Source organism: Yersinia sp. IP36721, from assembly GCF_003634395.1.
GTDB lineage: Bacteria > Pseudomonadota > Gammaproteobacteria > Enterobacterales > Enterobacteriaceae > Yersinia > Yersinia entomophaga.
Map to the genome: position 1 here is coordinate 13,667 of NZ_QCZL01000033.1, position 22,370 is coordinate 36,036.

Sequence of the window (22,370 nt, forward strand, 5' to 3'; positions counted from 1 at the left end):
AAGCCAATATCAATGTGGCTGTTAATATCAACTTTTTCATAACTGAAACCGATACTTAGCCAACTTATAGGCGAGCGTGCGTGGTGCCATATTCAGGCTGGCGGCGATGCGTTTTTTATCCGTGCCGTACATGCGCTGACGCTGACGCAAAATGGTGCATTCAAACTCTTCCACCGCTTCGGTCAGATCGTCTATTTTGCTGTAATCGTTAGATAAACCTGCCGGAGACAGGTTGTTATCCGATGTGCTGAGGGAGACCAGCAACTCATCCAGCTGCTTTTGTCGTTGCTGCTGCGCTTTGAATACTTCGCGAATCTGTCGCAGTTGCGCTCGCTGCTGTTCCAGTTCCTGCAATTTATTCAAACGATGCTGGAAAATATGGCAGTAAATGCTAAACATGCCGTTGGCGAGGGTGTAGTGCTCAATGTTTTCGGCAAATACCGCCACCACGCCGCAGGCCTGACCGTTGCAGTTGAACAACGGCAGCGCGTACAAACCACAGGCGCTGGGCAGTTCTTGCACAAAACCGCGAAAATCGGCGTTTTCGATACGCACACCGCGCTGTAAGGAATCCCACACTGCGGGGACGCCGTTACGTAAAACCTGTACCAGCGGATGGTTGATTTCATCAATTTGAACGTCGAGTTTCAGCGTCGCGCGCTCGTCCTGCCGAGGTAGGCTGTAACAATCGAGACGACTTTCATTGACGTTCAGCATGGTAACCAGCAAAGCATCGAAACGTTGCCGACGATGATTAACCTGCAAAAAGTGGTGTATCAGTTGCTCAATGGTGTCGTTATCCAATAGCGCCAATACGCTTTTTAGCCGCTGTTTCATACCTTGTCCTCTACCTCTGCAACAAAGCTGTGTCCGTCTACTGCGATACGAATAAAGCCAATGTCACTTCCCGCCGCCATTTTTTGCAGTAATAACAAAGAGACCGGCGGTAGCAGGACGCCATCAATAATGGACTCCAACATGCGCGCACCGTTTTCGGCGCGAGTGGTCCGCAGCAAGATTTCTTCCGTAACCGCATCGTCAATCACGACTTCGGCGTTAAATCGTTGACGCAACAAGTTATCCAACCGCTGCAATTTACTGGCAATAATCGCCAGCAGGGTTTCACGTCCCAGCGGCAAATACGGAATCACTTCCATACGCGCCAGCAGCGCCGGTTTAAAGAAAGCAGCCAGTTCGGGATACAGCAGATCGTTGATGGAATCCGCATCAGCGACGTTATCGACGATGGTTTGATAGCCGAGATTGGAAGTCAGGAAGAACACCACGTTTTTGCAATCAATAATCCGCCCTTCGCCGTCGGCCAGCTCACCTTTATCGAAAGCCTGATAGAACAGATTGAGAACGTCTGGATGCGCTTTTTCCACTTCATCCAGCAACACAACCGAATAAGGTTTCTGACGAATGGCTTCGGTCAATACGCCGCCTTCGCCATAGCCCACGTAGCCTGGAGGAGAACCAATCAGGCGGGATACGGTGTGTTTTTCCTGAAACTCAGACATATTGATGGTGGTCAGATAACGCTGGCCACCGAACAATAAGTCTGAAATTTGCAGTACGGTTTCGGTTTTACCTACCCCACTTGGCCCAACCAACAGGAAAGCGCCCAGAGGACGGCCGGGGCGGCGTAAATCGGCGCGAGCGGTCAACAAATGACGATGCAAATAAGCAATGGCGGTATCCTGCCCTTTGATCTGCTTTTCCAGATAAAGTGGCAGCTCAGTCACAACCGCCAGCTCACTTTGGGACAAACGATTCAGCGGCACGCCGGTCCATTCGGCAATCACCGCCGCAACCTGGGATTTGCTGACATGAGGAGAAACCAGCGACTGCACCTGTTGCAATGAATCCAGTTCATGACCCAAACGCACTAATTCCGCTCGTTCATCGGCGGTAATATCGTCTTGTTCCAGTAGAATGCTGCGCAGTGCAACAATTTGCTCAACCAACTGTTGCTGCTGCTGCCAGCTTGCCATCAGCGCCAATCGACGGGCGTCAATCTCTTCCCGCTGAGTCAGTAACGTTGCCAGGCGTTCACTATCGTCACTCAGCCCAATATGCAGCTCGCGCTCCAGCATCTGGATTTCCATAGCTAGCTGGTGCAATTCAGTCTGTAAAGCCGAAACCTCTCGCGGCGCACTGGTCAAATTGATCGCTACGCGGGCACAGGCTGTATCCAGCACATCAATGGCCTTATCCGGTAACTGGCGGCCAGATAAATAACGATCGCTGAGCGTAGAAGCCGCCTGTAGCGCTTCGTCGTCAATCAGTACGCCGTGGGCTTTTTCATAAATGGTGCGTAAACCGCGCAGAATCACGGTGGCCTCGGCGGCGCTCGGTTCGGAAACTTTAACCAGCTGAAAACGGCGAGACAGCGCGGCATCTTTCTCAAAATACTTTTTGTATTCGCTCCAGGTCGTAGCGGCGATGGTTTTCAATTCACCGCGCGCTAGCGCCGGTTTCAGCAGGTTGGAAATATCCAGACCACCTTGCTGATTACCTGCGCCAATCAGGGTATGGGCTTCATCAATAAACAGAATAATGGGCGTTTCAGACTGTCTAACTTCCGCCATAATGCCTTTGAAGCGTTTCTCAAACTCCCCTTTCACCGCCGCGCCCGCTTGCAGCGCGCCCAGATCCAGCGTCATCAATTCCGCACTCAACAATTTTTGCGGCACTTGCTCGGCCACAATTCGCAGCGCCAGTCCTTCGATCAACGCGCTTTTCCCTACGCCGGCTTCCCCTACCACAATCGGGTTGTTTTTGCGGCGACGGCACAGAATATCGATCATCAGATCGATTTCTTCATCGCGACACAGCACCGGATCAAGCTTGCCGCTGCGCGCCTGTTCGGTCATGTTGCTGGCGTAACGGGCTAACAAACTTTCACCGTTAGGTTGAACGGCAGAGGTTTGGCCTGCCGCAAGAGAAACAACCTGAGTTTCTGCGGAATCCGTCGTCCACTGACTAAAGTTTTGCCTTAATAACTCGCGGTTTACCGGAGCCAATAATTGAGCGGCACGTGCGGAAAGATAGCGCGCCGGGCTCATCAGCAAAGTCATCAGCATGACCCCGCTGCGCATTTCGCCGTGATCCATTTCCGTGGAGGACAGCAGCCAGCTATCCTGCAACCACTCGATCAATAGCGGTGAAAAGCTTGGGTAAGACTGAGTCACTACCTGATGACTGGGAACGCGGGTGTCCAACTGTTCCCTCAAGCTATCTTGGTCGATTTCAGCTTTATTGATAATTAAACGCACATCACTCAACGGCGTATTCAGCAATTGCAGCAACACCTGAGAAACCGTAATTTCGATTTCCTGCTCGCTGACACAGTGGGCGGCGGCCGTTTCCAGCGCATGTTTCGCGATGGGATTGAGGCGATTAACTAATGTGGGTAAATCTATGCGGATCATTTGGCCTTCCTTAGCTCAATAAGTTGTTTAGCTGCTGCAAGATATCTTGGGTTTGATCGTGTAAACGAATCAGATAAAACCCGTAGACCAGCGCTAACAGCCCTAATCCGCCCCACAGTAAATGTTTGATAGTTAAGCGCTTGCTTAACCGATAACGGCCGGAAGACTCTCCGGCGTTGAGGTGTAATACCGTCGGCGGCGCATCGCCGCGCATTTCATGCAATTGGTGATGTAACCGTCTGAATAAACGTTCAAATTCATCCCCCTGCGGCGCACTGACCTTATAGCGCCCTCGGTAGCCAAGACAGAAACACAGATAGATGAATTCCAACAAATCCTTGTAACGCTGCGGTTCGCCCATCAGGCGTTCCAGCAACACATAGATTTTTTCTCCCCCCCAGGTTTCGTTGTGAAACTGCACCAACAGCGATTGCTGTAACCAACCGTTTTGACTATTCCAGCCGTGTCCCAAAGCGGTTTCATCGATGAAGGTACACAGCATGTAGCGGAAAGAGACAATGGCACCCGGCTCATAGCCTTTGGTCTGTAAAAACTGTTCGATGGCGCGAATATCCGTCACCACCTGCTGATAAAGCTGCTCCGGCAACGCCTGATTAGCCATATTTTTCAGGCGCATCACCATACCCAGCAGTGGCGTAGCGGCATCTACCATCGGGTTCAAACTTTCGCCGCGCAGCTCCAATTGGTACTGGCGAGTCGTCGGCGCGGCTTCCGGCTCATCAAATAATGACGCAATATTCGGTGCGATTTCGCTCATGGTTAGCTGCTCCTGATCGCCCAGAACTGCATATCCAGCTCTGGGAAGTCGCCGGATACGTGGAACGCAATGGCATTACTTTGCTGAATGTCTTTCCAGGCCTGACTTTGCTGATCCAGCATGAAATAGGTGTATCCAGAATGGTAAGGCAACTGACGCGGCGCAGCAGATAACGCCACCAGCGGCACGCCCGGAAGCTGGACGCTGACCAGATCGCGGATTTTTTCCAGGGAAGTGATTTTAGTTTGCTGAATAAACTGGCGACGCAGTTGTTCCTGTGGAATCTGTGCCCGAATAGCCAACACGAAATCGGCGCTACGCAGCAGATCGCGGTCGTTAATCGTTGCCACCCGAATGCCGTGAGCCTGCACCATCAGTTGAATTGATATGGCGCGCGGCGTCAGAACGGTACTGAGCGCCTGACGCATCGCCAACATCAGCGGAACAAAACTGTCCGTCAGATTATCGTGGTTATACACCGGGAAAATACCGGCCAGACGCGACTCATCGGTAAAGGTTCTCAGCTCGCCGCAGGTTTGCACCAATTGGCAGTAGAACTCTTGCGGATGTAACGTGGAGAGATAGGCACTGTGGGTGAACAATGGCTGCACGCGGTTAAACAATTGCAGCATCATAAATTCGGCCACGTCCGCAATCCCTTGCTGGCCGGGGGAACCGATACGCTTAGCCAATAGTTTGGCGCGTTCTACCAGCGTTCCCTCAACTTCATCCATAAAGCGTTTGAGTTCAGGAGAAACCGAAATCGAAGTGCAGGTTGGAATAAACTCCGCGTCTAAAACAATGGCTCCGTCTGGACGCCTTTCCTTGATGCGACACAGCGGCAAAACGGTAAAAGCGCTGAGATCTTCGGAACCTTGCATCAAACGTGGCGCTAACTGCGCTAATGCCAGGTCGCTCACATCGCCGCCCTGAGTATGCAAGTCTCGCACGCTATCGCTGCGCTCTTGATATCGAACAGCGCCTACTCCGCTGCTTTGCGCGTTGGCCACTTCGTTTATTGCGTCGTTTTGCATCGGCAACGCCAGATAAATATCACGACTGGCGGCGTCATTCAGATTGTTCACATCCAAAGGTTTTGGGGTGTGATCCTGATTCGGAATATCAAATACCGAGCCGTCCGGCAGCGTACCGCTGGCTGAAGTAATGCCCACGCGCCCCAGTTTTAATAATTCGTGATTCAATACTAACGACCGAAATCCGTAGCCATAGTCCATTAATGAAGATAAAAGACTGTGCAACACATAGTCGTTATGGCGCTGTTGCTGCTGGAAATGCTGCGGCTTGATAAATAGCCCTTCTCGCCAAATCACGCGATTCTTGGTTGGCATCGCTATTCTTCCTCTTTCCTGAGATCAATTTCGTTCGCCCGAACATGCACTAACACCTGGTAGTTGTGCCCAACGCCGTCGATACGAATAATTTTTTTCCATTCGGCTTTTTCCGCGTCGGTGTAATGACCGACAACGCCGAGATAACGGTTCTCTGCTTTCAACTTAATCGGCGGCAAAGGTTTGTACTGACCGGGCAACAGGGTGTAGTCCTGATGGTCGATGTAGTTTTTGCCCAACACTTTTTCTAATTCTTCGCTGGTTAGCTGATCGTCATCGGCGGCCAATAATTTGGAATCTTCGCTCAGATAAATCACCTGAATCTCCAGCGGCGCAGCTTCGCCACTGTCATTGGGGTTAATATCCGCTTCGGCCAGCAGAGTGATTTGCACCGTTGAAGGCTGATCGTCCTTCACACCCACGGGAATACTGGGATCCCACATCACCTGACCAACTTTTTTCGTCGCTTCCCAAGTGCTACTGCATCCCGGCAATAACAGAACCAGCAACAACACGGCCAGTGAATGACTCGCGATGCGTGTCATTGCGCGCTCTCCTGCAATCCCTGACGTAAGGCGCGGTCATAAGATTGCGCATAAACTTCCCAAAACAGTTTCTCAAAGCCTTGCTGACGGCTGGAGGCCAATTCCTGGTAATAGCTGTTGTACATCTCCCACGCCCAGGCGGCGTCCATTTCCTGCCGTTCATTGCTGCGACGATAATGCGCAAAACGCGCCAACAAATGCTGCGGTGAAAACGCGTCCAGCATGGTTGCCAACGCCGCTCCAATTGCCGCCTGATTAGCCTGATGGTGTAAACGGACATTATTCAGGCTCTCCGCCACCGCCGCCGGTGCGGCCAGATGCACCGGGCTTTTCTGATCGGCAAACAGCACATTCATCGTGGTGTCGTAATCCAGATTCAGCCGTAGCGGGTTATCCTCAATCGGACGCAAATGTTTATCCGATAATCCGTGCTGCACCTGCTGTAACGCCAATAAGCCGTCGATGGCCGCTTTCATTGTTTTGCCGATTTCCTCCAGAAAATCATGGGCTTCCTGGCTATTATTAATCGGCAATTGCGCATCAATGCCACGCATCAGCGGAGTCATAGCGACGTGCTGTTGCTCACGCATTTCCAACGTTTCTGATTGATCAATGGCGGTAAGGCGGTTGATATGAGGCAGGTCGATAAATTCCTGATCCATGGCACTGTCCTTGGCGGTATCTGATAGCGGTGAAGAAAACAGAGGGCTGCTGTAGCGATCCTGCTGTAGGGATTGACTGGCATCGGGGTCGGTCGCGGGCGACTGCGTTAACGTCGTCAGACTCTCACTTTGTAAAATACGCAGCGGATCCTGACTAAAGTCGTTGGAAACGGTCGCGGCCAGATTACCCTGATAAGGCGCTTCTGCACCGCGCGGCGGTTCGCCTCCTTCCATCATCGCCTCCAGCGGATTGCTATAGCTGGAAACCAATGATTCAGGAGATAACGTCAGCGGATCTTGCCGATCGGCCAGCGTATGACCGATGTGACAGCTCATGGCTAACATGCCAACGTTAATTTTGTCCCCCGCCTGTAGGCGGATAAAACCAGCATCGCGAGTTAAGCTGGCCTGATTAACCATGACCGGTTGCCCCAAAACGCGCAGGCAGAACGCGCCATCCTGCCATTCCACGGCAAACTGAGCGCCATCAACCGAGGACATTTGATCCTGAATCGACCACAAATTGCTGCTGCCACTGCCGACTCGGCCCCCCTGAATATCGAACAGGCAGCTGGCCGCTTTACCACTTTCCAATTTGTCGCTGTTTAGCACCCGCAGTGTGAGGGTTGGCTGTTGTTTTTCCATTTTCTCTATTCCTGAATGCGGGTTGTCATTCCATGACGCAGATGGTTACGTCGGGTTTCTCTTCCGGATCGCCTAAAAAACTGGTCCAACCGAGTAAATTATTTTGGTCTGCCCCAAGTACCATGCCACTGACCTGCTTGCTGGCGAGCCCGAGACGCAAATCCCACGCGAACTGATCGCGCATCACGAACGAAACAAACATCACTAATGGCTGATAGTTTTCGCCGTTAGGTAAAAAGGAAAGGAAGCGCTCGCGAGATAAATTGTTGATGCAAAGCATGAACTTGCCGCTGCGATCCGCGACGCGAGAACCGATAGTGAAATTGCTGCCCAGCACTGATTTTTCCAGATACTTTTTGCCGCGAATCTTCTCCCGTCCGCCCAAGCGATTTTGCTGAGACGGGTCGATATTGACCTGACGCAATTGCCAGCTGTGCAGTTCTACATCGGGTAAATCGAAACAGTGGGAAACCAGCCCGCAGATAACCTCCGGCGAACGCCCCGGACTGGCCAGCAAACCGGCGTAAGCCAGCATTTTGCTGTGATTAATTTGAAGTTTGTTGCGAATAACCTCACTACCCAGCCCCACCAGCGCAAACATGCGTTGAGAGAAATCATCCACACCGCCGTCTTCGAAACAGATGTGATAGCGGTATTTCCGCCACACCTGATGTAATAAAGTGATCAGGCGATGATTGAATACATTAAGGAAATCCGTCAGGCGGTTTTCATTCTGTGCATCTTCCCAGGCCAGTGAATCCAGGTAATAACCGGGCATCGGCGACTGACTGCCGTGCAAACCGAGAAAGGACACTTCCAACTGATATTGACCGCGCTCCGACTTTTCCAGCGCCACCACATCCCGCGTTGGGAAAGCCAGGCTGGCGCTGGATCTGAAGCGAATACTCTCGCCCGCCGGGTAGGCTACCGCCTCCCCCTGCGAGGATAGTTTTTTACCCGAGAGCTGATTAAGCAGTTCTACCAGCTGAAAAAAGTTATAGCGGGAGACGTCTAGAGACTCGTCTCCGGGCACTACATCAACGCATGTTGACCTATCTGAACCGGCCATTCATAACATTCCTGATTATCGGTATTGACCACTTTCAAAATGTGAAAGGCATTGACGCTGGCATAGAGTGAGAAAAAGTGAGCCAGAATGGTGCTGAACAAATACAGCTCGCCTTCGGAGTTAAAGGCGCTTTGCGCCAGATACAGCGTGGATTGCAGCCCGCGTACCGGCACACCAGCAAACAGACGGTCCACCGGTTTGGTATCGATTCGCTGAATAGCATCCAGTTTTTTCTGCGAAACCCGTGCTGCTTGGCGGTTGTTCATACTGGGTAAATCGTAGGTGCGCAGAATCTGCTTCAGCGCATCTTTCTCCAGCAGAGACATATAGTTAAGAGACATATTTGACAGCAAAGACCAATGCAGGCTGCCGTCCAGTACCGGATAAAGCGGCACAGAAGGCCGGGTAATATTGCGGAATGAAGCAAATGACGGGTTATCTTTGGTCGGCTGATTGATATCCCCCACCCGCAGTAGCATCGGCAACTCACGGTTGGTACAGGTCATGCTGACGGAAACATTTTCTTCGGCGTGTAAAAGCTGAGATTCGTCTCCGCGAACAAAGGCGATGTAATGTTCGAAGCCTTTGCGGAATAAGGATTTTTTCACTCGTAGGTGGTAATAAAGAGCATGGCGTTCACCCACATGCTCGATTTGGTGATCGAAGCTTTCAAACGGCGTGTAGTTTCGCGCTCTTCCGCGGGAACGCCCTTTGCCGTCGCCCTTCTCACTTAGCCAGCTATCCACTTTATCGATGGAGAAAATATCGTAGCGATCGGGATGGTGATAACTGGCACGCAGCGGGTATTCGGCCTGAGTGCCATCCAGCGCAATGGCTTCACTATCATGCTGGAACAGGTTCACCGCCGGCGTACAGTGCATACGGAAGGTCGTTGGCCGCACCTTGACATCAGGCGGCAACGCCTGAGAAAAATGCAGATTAAGCGTAAATTCGCTGGCTTTCAGATGCCCCGGCAAATCCGGAATACCGCAAACATCAAAGAACAGAAAACCTTCCTGAAAACAGAAGTATTCCTGCAAAATTCGGTAGCCCATATAGGCATTTTTTGGGTACGGCAGCAGCGCATCCTGACGATCAAAACCCACCGGAACAAAGTCAAAATCCGGCATCGGGATAGTAATATCGTTAACCACCAGCTCCGCGCGCTCAAAATAGTGGCTGATCCACAGGTAGATTTGCGTACTGGTATAAGCTTCTTCGCCTAAATAGAAACGCAGCTTATTCAACTGTAAGTGTTGGAAATTTAGCTCGTTTTTAGCCTGGAAATTAATGCCAATAATGCCTTGCTCGTTACTATTGTTCACCGTGATATCGCGAATCGCCATCGGGAACAACCAGATGTCGCGACACAAAGTAAACACGCATTGCGCCCCAGATTTCGGGGAAGTGCTGACAAAATCCTCATCGGCAATCGGATTGCTGAGAATCTGCGTGCCACGTTTGACCAACGCCGCCTCGGTCACCACATTCTCATCAGGGGTGTATTCGATAATGGTCATGCTAGGCGTGGGCCGTAAATAGTTCGGCCACAGCATATTCAGCAAACCGTGGGTCAACTCAGGGAACTGATCGTCGATCTTAGCCCGTAAGTTCCCGGTCAGGAAGGCAAAACCCTCTAATAACCGTTCGACATCAGGGTCCGAACCCTGCTCAGATAAAAAGGTCGCCAGATGCGGTCTTTCAACGGCGGCATCTCGTCCCAGCTGTCTGAGATAGTCCAGTTCATCTCTGAAATATTTTTCGAACGACATTATAAATCCTGATCAAAACGGTAGTGCCGGTTGTTATCCAACTGAATATTGAACTCCACCAGATCGCCGATGTTGTCAAAGCTCACCTGCGCGCTGATACGGAAATTCAACAGCAGCGGATCGCCATCATTGGTTTCTGCATGCACGGATACGGATGAGATACGGGGTTCGTAACTCTCAATACAGTTTTTGATGGCGTGCTCAATGCTGCGCCGAAAATCCGTTGCCGTTGAGGTAGCATCATTGAGATCAATAACGCCTAGCTCTACCGAACTCTGGCAACCACCGGGGCGGGCATTGAGGACTTTGTTCAAATGTCCTTTTATTGAGACCAGCAAATCGTCTGCCCGCGCACGACGGGAAAGGCCGGAGCCTTCCCCCTGTATACGCTCAAACAAGCTGGAGGAGCTTCCTCGCTCCCAACTTAACAGCGCTGCCATGTCGGATTATTCCTTATCCAGACGGCCTACCAATGACAGCTCAAAACTTGCCCCCATATACTTGAAGTGAGGGCGCACTGACATCGCAACCTGATACCAGCCTGGATCCCCTTCAACATCCAAGACCTGGATTTGAGCGGAACGCAGCGGGCGACGGCTACGAACATCAGTCGGTGGGTTTTCCTGATCGGCGATGTACTGTTTCAACCAGATATTCAGTTCACGCTCCAGATCCTGACGCTCTTTCCATGACCCTATCTGCTCGCGCTGAAGCACTTTAATGTAGTGCGCCAAGCGGTTGATAATGAACATGTATGGCAATTGGGTCCCCAACTTGTAGTTGGTTTCTGCCATTTTTCCTTCGCGGGTATTTGGATAGTTCTTTGGTTTCTGCACTGAGTTAGCAGAGAAGAACGCGGCGTTATCGCTGCCTTTACGCATGGTTAGCGTAATAAAACCTTCTTCTGCCAGTTCAAATTCCCGGCGATCGGTAATCAGAATTTCGGTAGGAATTTTTGCCTGAATCTGACCCATTGCTTCGTACAGATGCACTGGCAAATCTTTCACTGCGCCGCCGCTTTGTGGGCCGATAATATTCGGACACCAGCGATATTTGGCAAAGCTATCTGTCAGGCAAGATGCCAGCAAATAAGCGGTGTTGCCCCACAGGAAATGCTCGTGATTTTTACTGACATCTTCGTGGTAGTTGAAGTTTTTAATCGGGTTTTCAACGGTTGAATACGGCAGACGCAGCAGGAAACGCGGTGTTGTCAGGCCAAGATAGCGAGAGTCTTCGGACTCACGCAGCGCACGCCATTTGGTGTGAGCCGGGCCTTCAAATACGGATTTCAGATCTTTAATGCCCGGCAGCTCGGTAAAACTACTTACACCGAAGAAATCGGGAGCCACAGACGACAGGAATGGCGCATGAGCCATAGCGCCCACGGCACTGACGTACTGCAACAGCTTCATATCAGGGGAAGAATTGCTGAACGCATAGTTACCGATTACCGCAGCGGTAGGTTCCCCACCGAACTGACCATAACCTGAAGAGTAAACATGCTTATAGAAACCGGATTGAACAATCTCTGGTGAAAATTCAAAATCTTCCAGCAACTCATCTTTGGTCGCATGCATAATATTGATTTTGATGTTTTCACGGAAATCAGTGCGATCCACCAACAGTTTCAGCGCGCGCCACGAGGCTTCCAGCTCACGGAATGCTTCTGCGTGAAGAATTTCATCCATTTGAGCGCTGAGTTTCTTATCCAGCTCAACGATCATTTTATCCACTAACAGCTTATTGATTGGCTCTTCATTAACGCCGGTATCAAGAATACTGGAGATAAATGCCGCCACGCCCTGTTTCGCAATATCATAACCGTCGTTTTCCGGTGCCATGCGTGCTTGAGACATAATCTCATCAAGCAAGGAAGTGGTACTCGCTGCCGGTGCAAGCGTGGCTGCGTTCTCTTCATGTACAGACATACTTAAAATTCCTTGTATCCAGACCAATTACTTTTGGTTAAGTATTTCCAGCTCTTTCAGAAGCTGTTCACGGACGCTTTGATTAGAAAGCAAGTCTTGCAGACGTGAACGGAATGCAGGGATGTTTCCAAGCGGGCCTTTTAACGCCACTAATGCTTCACGTAGTTCTAATAACTTATTCAGTTCAGGAACTTTCTTGGCCACATTATCCGGCGAGAAATCGCTAAGTGAATTAATAGGCAATGTCACCGGCATATCTTCTTCGCCGTTACCATCTAAACGATTCGGAACGTTAAAAGTAAGATTAATCCCAGCTTCATTCATTACGGAATTGAAGTTATTTTTGTTAATAGAAACAACCTGCCGTTCTTCAATTGGCGTATCTTCTCTAACCCCTTTCAGATCGCCGACTACCATCAGATTTAACGGTAATTCAACTTCCGCAACCTGGTCACCGGTATTCGGGACATATTTAATGTTGATCCTTTCCTTAGGAGCGACACTACTCGAATTATCCTTACTCATATCCACATTACCTTTCGGTTATAAATCCAAGAATTATCCTAAGAATTTAAGAAATAACTTATTTTTCTCAAGATGAGTCAATGCGACGCACAGGAATACTTAACCAAAATTTTCTTGGATATTCCTTAATCTCAGCGCTGATCGGGTCAGGCAGGTTATTTCCACATGATGCAAAAATTAATTAAATGATTGGGAAAAAATGCATCTCCAAGGGATTTTCCCTTATTTCACCGCAAAAAGTCCATAGAAAAAATAACTAGGTAACTATCCATCATTATTTATTTGAAGTTCGTCTCAATACACACATGATCAAATATTTTTTTAAATTTAATTTACAAAAAACATCAATAACAATGAGTTATAAATTATTTATTTTTTTGAATAAATAAGTTCGCACAAAATTAGATCTAAAAAAATAGACCATAAAGATGATTATTCTGATTTTGCAATTATTTTAATTTTTTAAACTAATGGTGTTTTTACTAATTAACTATCCTCATTGTGAGGTTTGGAGATTTGCTTTTGGCTGATTATAGTGGCGTCGACGATAAGGTCTTGCTCTGTGTATACAATGCAATAACCGGCACCTGGAATATTCAATTACAGGTTATTAGCGTCATTTAGGGTTCAATACCAACTCACTTTTATAGGATATTCTCAATGCCAACTCCATGCTATATCTCCATTACCGGTAAGACACAAGGCAACATTACAGCAGGTTCATTCACTGCTGAATCTGTTGGTAATATATTTGTACAGGGTCATGAAGATGAAATGCTGGTACAGGAATTTGAACACGTTGTTACCGTGCCTACAGATCCACAATCTGGACAGCCGTCCGGTCAACGTGCTCATAAACCATTCCGTTTTACAGTTGCATTAAACAAGGCTGTTCCTTTGCTTTATAACGCACTGGCTTCAGGTGAAATGTTGCCTAAAGTAGAATTAAAATGGTACCGCACTTCTGTGGAAGGTAAACAAGAGCACTTCTTCACAACTGAATTAGAAGATGCCACTATTATTGATATCGATTGCAAAATGCCACATTGCCAAGACAGCACTAAAACCGAGTTTACTCAATTAGTGCGCGTATCTCTGTCATATCGTAAAATCAACTGGGAACACACTACCGCTGGCACTTCAGGTGCTGACGACTGGCGTGCGCCAATCGAAGCTTAATATATATTTAAGTTTCAATGCAGGACGGAAGTTGCTTTCGTCCTGCAACGTAGCCGATCTCCCCAACGCCTCAGCTTTAACCGTCTTTTCCTCCCTAGAATTCATGCTTTAAACCTCTTCTAATAAAAATCTTATCCAATACAATGGAATTATGCATGTGTACCCGTAGACGATCGTTTATACCGGACAATTTCAAGGCGTAAAAAAACCCACAACAAAGTGTGGGTTAAGATCCTCGAGCAACATTTAGCGGAAAGGTGAATCGAGCGGTACTTCCGCATCAGGCTCATGGGTTATCCGGTTTCTTAAATCACGGCGGATCATTTCAATAGCCCAGAACCAGAAAATATGCCCAACTAATTCTGAGAGATATTCATCAAAAGGTAGACCTGATAGCGGTGGAGTTAATCCCAATAGAGGGAAACTAATCCAGTGCACGGCAACCGTTGCAATAATACCCGCCATTACCCCCTGCCATAATTTAACTTTAGGAAAGACTTCGGCGACCAAACAATAACCGATCGCAAAAACCAGGGAGAAAATGATATGAGTTACATGCACCGGATTAATGATGTGCTCAGAGAAATGATAGACAGCCTGAGTTGGGTCAATACCGAGATAATCTCTCAGAAATAAATAAGGGGGGTTAAATTCGTCTCGTCCGCCGGATAATGTACGAGGTGGCAACGGGACCTCTGCGCCCCACTTTACAAAAGCTGACATTATGCCAGCAATAATACCAACAAAGAAAGCGACACCATATCGACGTCTTGAAGGCGTGGTCATAACAAAAAAGTCTTTAATTTTCATATAACACCCTGCGTTAAATTGATAACACAAAGATGATATTTTTGGTGTTCCAAGTATTTGATCTCGATCGCGTTTTTATTTATTTGTAAAGAAACCTAAAGATTTTCTAATTATAAGATATACCATTATTAAAACTCATTCGCATTACCATAGTGAGCAATCCCCACACTTCATCCCATTATTTAAGCGCTAAATATGCCCCCCAACACCGCAACTGAAATTAATGTGTTGGGGCGAGGCTGGAGCCTGTTCTGGGAGAGTGAACTGCGGCAGGTGGAAGACGGTGTTCTGTGGCGTAACACCTATGGCGACTTCATTCCCTTCCCGGATATGCCCGCAGGCCACCAGACGCTCTGCCCTGACCAGCAGTGCTGGCTCACGCATCATGAGGAGTTAGTTCATTTCTAGGATTATCTGATGAGAACACTGAACGAATCAGGGTTCAAAGTGATTGGGGGTAACAACAATCAGACGCTACCCCATGAGCCATGCTTCAGGCATTGCTGGTAAAAAAGGTTCTGTAGCATTAACAGAGCAGAGTCAGCAAAAGTTGCGCTGCCGATATTTTAGGCTGCCAACAAATAAAATTATTCCGCCGGTGATAAATGCGCACCCGCGGGATGCTGAAGTTGCTCTTTACGTATCATCTGTACCAACTCGATGCCTCTGCGCCCGCCGAAATGATTTAAATCCCAGCATCGGCCGTGTTCGGCGTTTGATATTCCGGTGATCCTACTCCATTAGGTTATTCAGATACTTGCTCTGCCTGATAGTCATCCTTTCTTCTTCTGGTTTGTTGGCGTTGAGTGTGGTCAGGGGTACCTGTAACATCCAGTTCCTGTTGACAGCACTGGAACTGGGCGCTGGTATATTGTGCCCTTTGAACGCTATAGAGCACCACAGACCCTGTGGGTCGTCGTTTATTGACCGCCAGCCTTAAGGCCCGAACAGTCAAGTCGCTGTCCGGCTTGTCTGAGAAGGGCCAACTCACTATTTTTCTTGAACATAGGTCCATCACGATAGCCCAATATAACCAACCCTGAGCGGTACGCAGATAGGTGATATCACCTGACCACCAAGTATTCAATGTTTCTGGATTAAACTGCCGGTTCAACAGATTAGCGGCCACGACAGCGGATTTTCCGCCGCGTGAATAGCGATGACGCCCGGGGCATTTAGCAATCAGTAATAAGGTTTTCATTATCTGCCGAACGCGGTATCTGCCCACGTTAAAACCCTGCTCCCGTAACTCGATGCACATGCGCCGGCTGCCATATGTGGCATCCATTTCAGTGTGAACATGCTTAGCCGCCGCGTGCAACATCAGAACATCGGGCTTGATCACTGGCCGACGACTACGGGCATAAAACACGCTGCGCGTGAGCGATAAGCAGCGGCATACCTGTTGGATGTTTGTGCCGGCCTTCTTCAGTTTCACCGCGACTTTTTGTCGTTGTTCATTTCCATGGCGAAGAAGGCCGAAGCCTTTTTTAACAGGTCATTGTCGCTCTGCAACTGCCGTACCTGCTTTTCAAGTTCTTGTATTCGCTGTTGTTCCGGTGTTATAGCACTGGCTATCGGTGTGTTTCCGCGGATCTCTCCGCGATACTACCGTAGCCAGCGTTGTAAGGTTGTAAGGTTGTAAGGTTGTAAGGTTGTAAGGTTGAAAGGTTGAAAGGTTGAAAGGTTGAAAGGTTGAAAGGCCAATATTCATTGTTTCGGCAGGCTGATTCACCGGGTACTTATGTTGAAGAACCAGATTGACGCACTCTTGTTTAAACTCATGAGTAAATGATTTTTTTCGCATTCTCACCTCGTTAGTGTTGCTCATTATATCTCTAACAAAGTGTCCGGAATGATTAGACCATTACGATGAGCCCACTCAAAGGCCCCCCAGATACCACTTGATTTGGGTATAACTGAGTTGACCTCGGTAGAGTTCGGGACAGAAAAATCCAGTAATTTCAGGGCCCTACAGGGCTCGAACCTGTGACCTACGGCTTAGAAGTCCGTAACGGTCTGTTTTCTATAGTTTTCCAATCAGTTCATTCCATTTCACCATATTGAAATTAAAGAGTTTTATGGGCTTGTTTAGTTTCCAATGGTTTCATATCATTTCACCATAACCTGACCCACTACCTGACCTGTTCAATATGGCAAGCACTCTACTCACAGACTCAAAGATCCGCGCGTTAAAACCAAAAGCGTCAGCCTATTATACATGGCAAGCATCAGCTACGCGCGGCACTGGTCGCCTCGGTTTAAAAACCTATCCATCAGGGCGCAAGGTGTTTGTTTATCGCTACTACGTGGCAGGGAAAGAGAAATTTATAATGCTCGGGGACTTTCCGGCGATCTCCCTCGCTGAAGCAATGACCAAGTACCAAACTGCTGCCGCTGACACATCCGCAATTAAAACCGCACCAATTGAGCACGCCACAATAAAGCAACTTTTTGATGACTATATAGCGAATCAGAAGCGACTGGGAAAGCGTTCGTATAATAAGACCGAAAACAGGCTTAACCAGGTACTAAAGAGTCCCCACATTAATATTACGACCCCAGCCAGGGATATAACTCCAACACATATTAAAATGGTGTTGGCCGAAGTGATACAACGAAATGCTATTGCTGGTTCAAACAAGATCAGAACCGCACTGCATGCTGTTTTTAACTTTGGGCTTCATTCAGACAATGACCCTGCAAGAGTTGGAGAAAAAACAGTTTACGGGCTGGTAATGAATCCTGTGACTGTTGTGCCGCTGCAAGCTGGGGCCAGTAAAGCTCTGGATAGGTTTCTGTCATGGGATGAGTTGGCAACTCTAGTAACTGAGTGCCGAAAGTCAGTTTTAGGATGCGCCCTACCGAGCGATCATGCTCAATTGGTTTTGTTGTGTATTTTTACTGGTGGCCAGAGACCGTGGGAGTTAATGACTAACTTCAAATCTAATTGGGATAAGTTTAATAACACACTGACAGTACCGCCCGACATATCCAAAAATGGAGATTACCACGTGATCCCACTCTGTCATTCAGCAATGTCAACGCTGGAAGAAATGGAAAGACGGTACCCGGACTCCCCTTACCTTTTTCCTGCTGAAACCAAAGAAGGACACCTACTTACAAGTGAATTCGCAAAACAGATCAATAAGTTTTGTAAGCTAACCGAGTTTAAGAAATTTACCCCTCGTGATATCCGAAGAACGTTCAAAACTCTTGGTGGCGATATGGGTATCAGTTCTGAGCTAAGAGACAGACTACAAAACCATAAGAAGCCAGGTGTTTCATCAAAGCACTACGACCGCTATGACTACCTTAAAGAAAAGCGAGAGGCCGTGGTTCTCTGGGAAAGCCGGATTATGCAAATGTTTAACCAGCCCAAATAAATGCTAAAACACACTTGATACATAGCGAATGACTACTGTATAAAAATACAGTTACTTAATGAGGTGTGAAATCATGAAAGTTGAACTGGTTTACGATAAGCGAAACGTGAAAGAGATACCGGGTGCTAATGGTCTGATCCTGGCTGAACTAGCCAAGCGAATACATCGTGTATTCCCTAAGGCAGAAGTTAAGGTTAAGCCAATGCAGGCGAACGGTATCAATACCAATGCCAACAAAGGTGATAAAGCCATCCTTAACCGCCTGCTTGAAGAAATGTTTGATGAAGCCGATCAGTGGCTGGTTTCAGAACTTTGGAACAACGAAGGCACTGTTAACAAAGGCTTACGCCACAATGTATCGCGCGAGAACCGTAGGTAAACGAACTTATACTATCAGCTAATTGTGCGCCGTTTAAGGACTGCTGCATCGTTTAGGGCGTCTCTCAATAGGGCGGGTTGTAACGTTGTGTGCAAGGGGTTCCACGCCCAAACCACCGAAAATTCCGTCTGGCCTGTAAATCGATTTTCCTGATTTTTCCATCGCAGTATGATAAATATACATGACATTGATAAGGATATTGAATGGATTTCAAGGATGAATCAGGTGTCAGACCTACGCTGTGTGTTCACTGAAGGCAGTATCGCCTTGCCTGCTGATTACCGTGAGCAGACCGTCAATATTTTGATTGCCCCGCAAAAGCCCTCACTCAATGTTTCCCGTGACCAGTTACGCCCGGACGAAAGCTTTGAAGCCTATCTCGCTCGCCAGCGTGAGGTATTGCAAAAAGGTCTGCGCAAGTACCAGGCTCTCGACGAACAGCTCGCAGTCTTGGGCGATAGCCTGTTCCATGGCATCACGCTGCTTTACCGTTACCATCCGCAAAAAGGCCAGACACTGCATCAACGTCAGGCGGCGTTTTTGGTTTCGGCCTCCACCGTGCTGATTTTCACGCTGACCAGTGCTCATGCCCTGAGTGAACAGGATGAAGCCTTCTTCTCTGATTGCTTAAACAGTTACCAACACCCCTAATCTTTCGCACACGGACAGGAGCGAATACTCATGCTGGAAGCGGCACGCGTCGGTGATCCCATCGGCCATTCTCAGGCTCTCGCCGGGTTGATTGGTGGAACGATTTTAGGCGGAATCATCAACGTTGCCGGGGGCATTCTGGGCGGGATGCTGTTTGCTGCCGGGTGCGCGTCTGCGTGTCTCGGTGTCGGTATTCTGCTGATTGGGGCCTCGATTGCCGTCGGTATGGCGGCGAACGCCCTGGGGGAGAAAGCGCGGGATGCCGGTGTTGAGGCTGGAGCCGGTTCGATGAGTCCCAGCGGTGCCATTATCACCGGCTCGGGCAATGTCTTTACCAATGGCAAAGCGGCGGCTGTTTCGTCACTCAGCACGGTGAACTGCGACAAGGACAAGGTTCAGCAGGTGGCTCAGGGCTCATCCTCTGTGTTTATCAATGGCCTGCCAGCCGCCCGCAAGAGCGATAAAACCACCTGTGATGCCACCATCATGGCGGGGTCACCCAACGTGTTTATTGGTGGCGGTACGACCACCACGGAAGCCATCACAACTGAAATTCCCCAATGGGCCTACACCGTGTCTGACCTGACGATGTTTGCGGCGGGCCTGATAAGCTTTGGGGGGGCGGCCAGCAAGGGGCCGGGCGCGATTCAAAAACTGTTTTCCAAATTGCCGGGCGCCGACAAGATAGCCAAAATCGCCTGTCGGTTGGCCCCGTTGGCAATAGTAGCGTCGGTGGCAGGCGTTCTGGCTAAACCGGTGGACGTGACGACCGGGCAGAAATTCCTCAATGATGACGACGAACTGGATTTTACTCTCGACGGTGAATTACCCCTGTTCTGGCAGCGTCGCTATCTCAGCAGCCATGTCTATGAGGGCGTGCTGGGACGCGGCTGGAGCCTGTTCTGGGAGAGTGAACTGCGGCAGGTGGAAGACGGTATTCTGTGGCGTAACACCTATGGCGACTTCATTCCCTTCCCGGATGTGCCCGCAGGCCACCAGACGTTCTGCCCTGACCAGCAGTGCTGGCTCACGCATCATGAGGATGGCCGTTGGTCTGTCCACGATGCGGGCGAACTGCGTTACCACTACCCGGCCTTTGATGCCGAGGGCCGTGCTCCTCTAGGTGTCATCAGCGATAATGTCGGTAACCAGCAGTCATTCCACTACAACGCACAACGGCAGATGGAGAGCGTCACCTGTACCCGTGGGCAAACCCTGCGCTGTGAGTACCATCCCGAACTGAATCGTCTGACGGCAGTCTGGCAGCACACGGTGTCTGGTGAGGTGCTGCGTGCCCGTTACCAGTATAACGAGAAAGGGCAACTGGTGGCGGTACAGCACCGGGGTGAGGCGGTGATGCGCCGCTTTGGCTGGGATGAACATAACGGTTTGCTGTTATGGCATGAGAATGCCACGGGATTGCGCTGTGACTATCAGTGGCAAGAGATTGACGACATCTGGTGTGTGGTTGAACAGCACACCAGTGAAGGCGATGGCTACCGACTGGCCTATGATGAAGAGCAGCGTCAACGTATTGCCACCTGGCAGGATGGCAGCCAGACGGTGTGGGCGTTGGACGAACACCGTCGTGTCAGCCGTTACACCGACCGCTCTGGCAACACGCATCATCTGTTGTGGGACGACGTAGGGCAACCCGCCGGTTACCGCTCGCCGCTGGGGCATCTGCGCCAGTGCCAGTGGGATGAACTGGGTAGGCTGGTGTCGGTCACCGAGGCCAATGGTGCGAAAACGCGCTGGCAGTATCAGCGCAACAGCGACCGACAGACCTTTGTGTTCTGGCCGGATGGCACGTCAGAACGTACCCAATGGGATGAACAAGGACGGGTAGTACAGGAAACCGATCGGTTGTTACAGTCAACTCAGTATCATTACCCCCGTGACAACACGCTGTTGCCGGATAGCATGACCGATGCGCGGGGTGGGGAGAGCCGCTTAGACTGGAACATGCTGGGGTTGATGACCCTTTACACCGACTGTTCCGGCCAGCCGACGACCTGGCGCTACGATACCTTGGGTCAACTGCTTTCCCGCCGGGATGCGTTGCAGCAGGAAACCCACTACGAATATAACGATGTAGGCCAACTGGTCACACTGACCTTGCCGGATGGCTCCACCGAGCAGTTTGGCTGGTCTGAAGCTGGGCTGTTGCTCAGCCACCAGTTGGGGAACAACCTGCCTCGCCATTGGCATTACAACGCACGTGGGCAAACCCTGAGTACCACCGACCGCCTGAACCGGGCTATCCGCTACAACTACGATGTTGAAGGGCGTTTGCTCCGTCTGGATAACGACAACGGCGGGGTGTATCGCTTTAGCCGTGATGCGGAAGGCCGCTTACAGGAAGAACAGCGCCCGGACGATACCCGTTATGGCTACACTTACGATGCCGATGGGCAGATGAGCGCGGTCACCCAACGCGGCACGGCAGACGATGAAGGCCAACGGCCCGAGAAACCCAGTCAGCTTGTCTATGATGCCGCAGGCCGTGTGATTGAACGCCAGACACAGACCGAACGGGTGGAATACCAGTGGGACGTGATGGGCAATCTGCTCAGCGCCCGCCGTACCCCCACCGAACAGGGTGAAAAACTGGGTATCCAGCCTAATACCGTCACTTTTGAACGGGATAAACTGGGCCGGGTCGTCAGGGAGCATAACGGCGTCGAGGCGCTGACCTACCAATACGATGCGTTGGGCAACCTGACCACGTTGGGACTGCCAAATGACGACCAGTTCCATTGGCACCACTACGGCTCCGGGCATGTCACCGCCATCCGCTTCAATGACCAGATAGTCAGTGAATTTGAGCGCGATGCGTTGCACCGGGAAACCAGCCGCACGCAAGGCACCCTGACGCAGCACCGGCAGTATGACCGTCTGGGGCGTCGCCAGTGGCAGAGCAGCGTCAGCCATCGGATTACCGAGGCACTCACTTCCCCGGAGCAAGGGATTCTGTGGCGAGCTTATCATTATGACGATATGCATGAACTGGCTGCGGTGGAAGACAGCAACCGGGGCACCGTGAGCTATGGTTACGATGAAGAGGGACGGCTACGTCACGTCTACTCGGCACACAGTGGGCAAGCCTCGGTGCGTTATGACCGGGCCGACAATGCGCTGATAGTGCCGCTACAGACGCCAGAGAGTTCACCCCATACCGGTGGCAGCGAGCCTTACCGTGGTAACCGCCTCACCCGCTGGGAGCAGTGGCAATATCAGTATGATGCCTTTGGCAAT

18 protein-coding genes and 2 pseudogenes are annotated in these 22,370 nt (G+C 50.0%); 6 read left to right on the forward strand and 14 right to left on the reverse strand.

What is annotated here, in order from left to right; translation table 11 throughout:
- Window positions 1-36 precede the first annotated feature (36 nt).
- Genes DBA33_RS18705 through tssB form a run of 11 tightly spaced genes read right to left on the reverse strand, consistent with a single transcriptional unit; the run spans window position 37 to window position 12,707 of the window.
- Window positions 37-837 (reverse strand): hypothetical protein, encoded by an 801-nt coding sequence (locus DBA33_RS18705; protein ID WP_064512391.1) that lies wholly within the window; start codon window positions 835-837, stop codon window positions 37-39.
- On the reverse strand, window positions 834-3,434 hold the full coding sequence (gene tssH / locus DBA33_RS18710; protein WP_064512388.1) for a type VI secretion system ATPase TssH: 2,601 nt from the start codon (window positions 3,432-3,434) through the stop codon (window positions 834-836). The genes DBA33_RS18705 and tssH overlap by 4 nt, the downstream gene beginning before the upstream one ends.
- Window positions 3,435-3,444: 10 nt before the next feature.
- Complete coding sequence (gene icmH / locus DBA33_RS18715) at window positions 3,445-4,212, reverse strand: type IVB secretion system protein IcmH/DotU (protein ID WP_084414261.1); 768 nt, start codon at window positions 4,210-4,212, stop codon at window positions 3,445-3,447.
- A 2-nt stretch (window positions 4,213-4,214) separates the two neighbouring features.
- Complete coding sequence (gene tssK, locus DBA33_RS18720; protein ID WP_064512386.1) at window positions 4,215-5,561, reverse strand: type VI secretion system baseplate subunit TssK; 1,347 nt, start codon at window positions 5,559-5,561, stop codon at window positions 4,215-4,217.
- A 2-nt stretch (window positions 5,562-5,563) separates the two neighbouring features.
- A complete protein-coding gene (gene tssJ / locus DBA33_RS18725) occupies window positions 5,564-6,106 on the reverse strand; it encodes a type VI secretion system lipoprotein TssJ (RefSeq protein ID WP_064512384.1) in 543 nt (180 codons plus the stop codon).
- On the reverse strand, window positions 6,103-7,413 hold the full coding sequence (gene tagH / locus DBA33_RS18730) for a type VI secretion system-associated FHA domain protein TagH (protein WP_064512382.1): 1,311 nt from the start codon (window positions 7,411-7,413) through the stop codon (window positions 6,103-6,105). The genes tssJ and tagH overlap by 4 nt, the downstream gene beginning before the upstream one ends.
- A 25-nt stretch (window positions 7,414-7,438) precedes the next feature.
- On the reverse strand, window positions 7,439-8,482 hold the full coding sequence (gene tssG, locus DBA33_RS18735) for a type VI secretion system baseplate subunit TssG (RefSeq protein WP_049602054.1): 1,044 nt from the start codon (window positions 8,480-8,482) through the stop codon (window positions 7,439-7,441).
- The gene (tssF, locus tag DBA33_RS18740; RefSeq protein WP_064512380.1) at window positions 8,446-10,254 is read right to left on the reverse strand and encodes a type VI secretion system baseplate subunit TssF; all 1,809 of its coding nucleotides are present in this window, start codon (window positions 10,252-10,254) and stop codon (window positions 8,446-8,448) included. The genes tssG and tssF overlap by 37 nt, the downstream gene beginning before the upstream one ends.
- Window positions 10,254-10,694 carry a type VI secretion system baseplate subunit TssE gene (gene tssE, locus DBA33_RS18745; RefSeq protein WP_064512378.1) on the reverse strand — a complete coding sequence of 147 codons (441 nt, stop codon included), beginning with the start codon at window positions 10,692-10,694 and terminating at the stop codon, window positions 10,254-10,256. The genes tssF and tssE overlap by 1 nt, the downstream gene beginning before the upstream one ends.
- Window positions 10,695-10,700: 6 nt before the next feature.
- Window positions 10,701-12,182 carry a type VI secretion system contractile sheath large subunit gene (gene tssC / locus DBA33_RS18750; RefSeq protein ID WP_049602045.1) on the reverse strand — a complete coding sequence of 494 codons (1,482 nt, stop codon included), beginning with the start codon at window positions 12,180-12,182 and terminating at the stop codon, window positions 10,701-10,703.
- Window positions 12,183-12,209: 27 nt separating this feature from the next.
- Window positions 12,210-12,707 carry a type VI secretion system contractile sheath small subunit gene (gene tssB, locus DBA33_RS18755; protein ID WP_064512376.1) on the reverse strand — a complete coding sequence of 166 codons (498 nt, stop codon included), beginning with the start codon at window positions 12,705-12,707 and terminating at the stop codon, window positions 12,210-12,212.
- Between the two features lie 660 nt (window positions 12,708-13,367).
- On the opposite strand from tssB, the gene DBA33_RS18760 reads away from it, so the two are divergent.
- A complete protein-coding gene (locus DBA33_RS18760; RefSeq protein ID WP_049602039.1) occupies window positions 13,368-13,886 on the forward strand; it encodes an Hcp family type VI secretion system effector in 519 nt (172 codons plus the stop codon).
- A gap of 246 nt (window positions 13,887-14,132) precedes the next feature.
- Here the strand turns inward: DBA33_RS18760 and DBA33_RS18765 are convergent, their stop codons facing one another.
- A complete protein-coding gene (locus DBA33_RS18765; RefSeq protein WP_120806961.1) occupies window positions 14,133-14,696 on the reverse strand; it encodes a DUF1440 domain-containing protein in 564 nt (187 codons plus the stop codon).
- 195 nt (window positions 14,697-14,891) lie between these two features.
- Here DBA33_RS18765 and DBA33_RS18770 point away from each other — a divergent pair, with 195 nt between their 5' ends.
- Entirely contained in the window at window positions 14,892-15,104 is a 213-nt protein-coding gene (locus tag DBA33_RS18770; RefSeq protein WP_120806962.1) for a hypothetical protein, read from the forward strand.
- A 179-nt stretch (window positions 15,105-15,283) separates the two neighbouring features.
- On the opposite strand, the pseudogene DBA33_RS18775 reads toward DBA33_RS18770, so the two are convergent.
- Together DBA33_RS18775 and DBA33_RS18780 are read right to left on the reverse strand one after the other, a co-directional pair.
- Window positions 15,284-15,512 (reverse strand): annotated as a pseudogene (locus tag DBA33_RS18775) (DDE-type integrase/transposase/recombinase); the annotation flags it as partial.
- A pseudogene (locus tag DBA33_RS18780) lies at window positions 15,442-16,173 on the reverse strand (IS3 family transposase); the annotation flags it as partial. The pseudogenes DBA33_RS18775 and DBA33_RS18780, both read right to left, overlap by 71 nt.
- 676 nt (window positions 16,174-16,849) lie before the next feature.
- On the opposite strand from DBA33_RS18780, the gene DBA33_RS18785 reads away from it, so the two are divergent.
- The 4 genes from DBA33_RS18785 to DBA33_RS18800 all read left to right on the forward strand — a co-directional run.
- The gene (locus DBA33_RS18785; protein WP_120806964.1) at window positions 16,850-18,082 is read left to right on the forward strand and encodes a site-specific integrase; all 1,233 of its coding nucleotides are present in this window, start codon (window positions 16,850-16,852) and stop codon (window positions 18,080-18,082) included.
- A gap of 73 nt (window positions 18,083-18,155) precedes the next feature.
- Complete coding sequence (locus DBA33_RS18790) at window positions 18,156-18,461, forward strand: DinI-like family protein (protein ID WP_120806965.1); 306 nt, start codon at window positions 18,156-18,158, stop codon at window positions 18,459-18,461.
- Between the two features lie 216 nt (window positions 18,462-18,677).
- Window positions 18,678-19,112 (forward strand): DUF1795 domain-containing protein, encoded by a 435-nt coding sequence (locus tag DBA33_RS18795; RefSeq protein ID WP_120806966.1) that lies wholly within the window; start codon window positions 18,678-18,680, stop codon window positions 19,110-19,112.
- A gap of 30 nt (window positions 19,113-19,142) precedes the next feature.
- Window positions 19,143-22,370 (forward strand): PAAR domain-containing protein (locus DBA33_RS18800; RefSeq protein ID WP_120806967.1); only part of this gene is annotated, 3,228 nt, incomplete at its 3' end.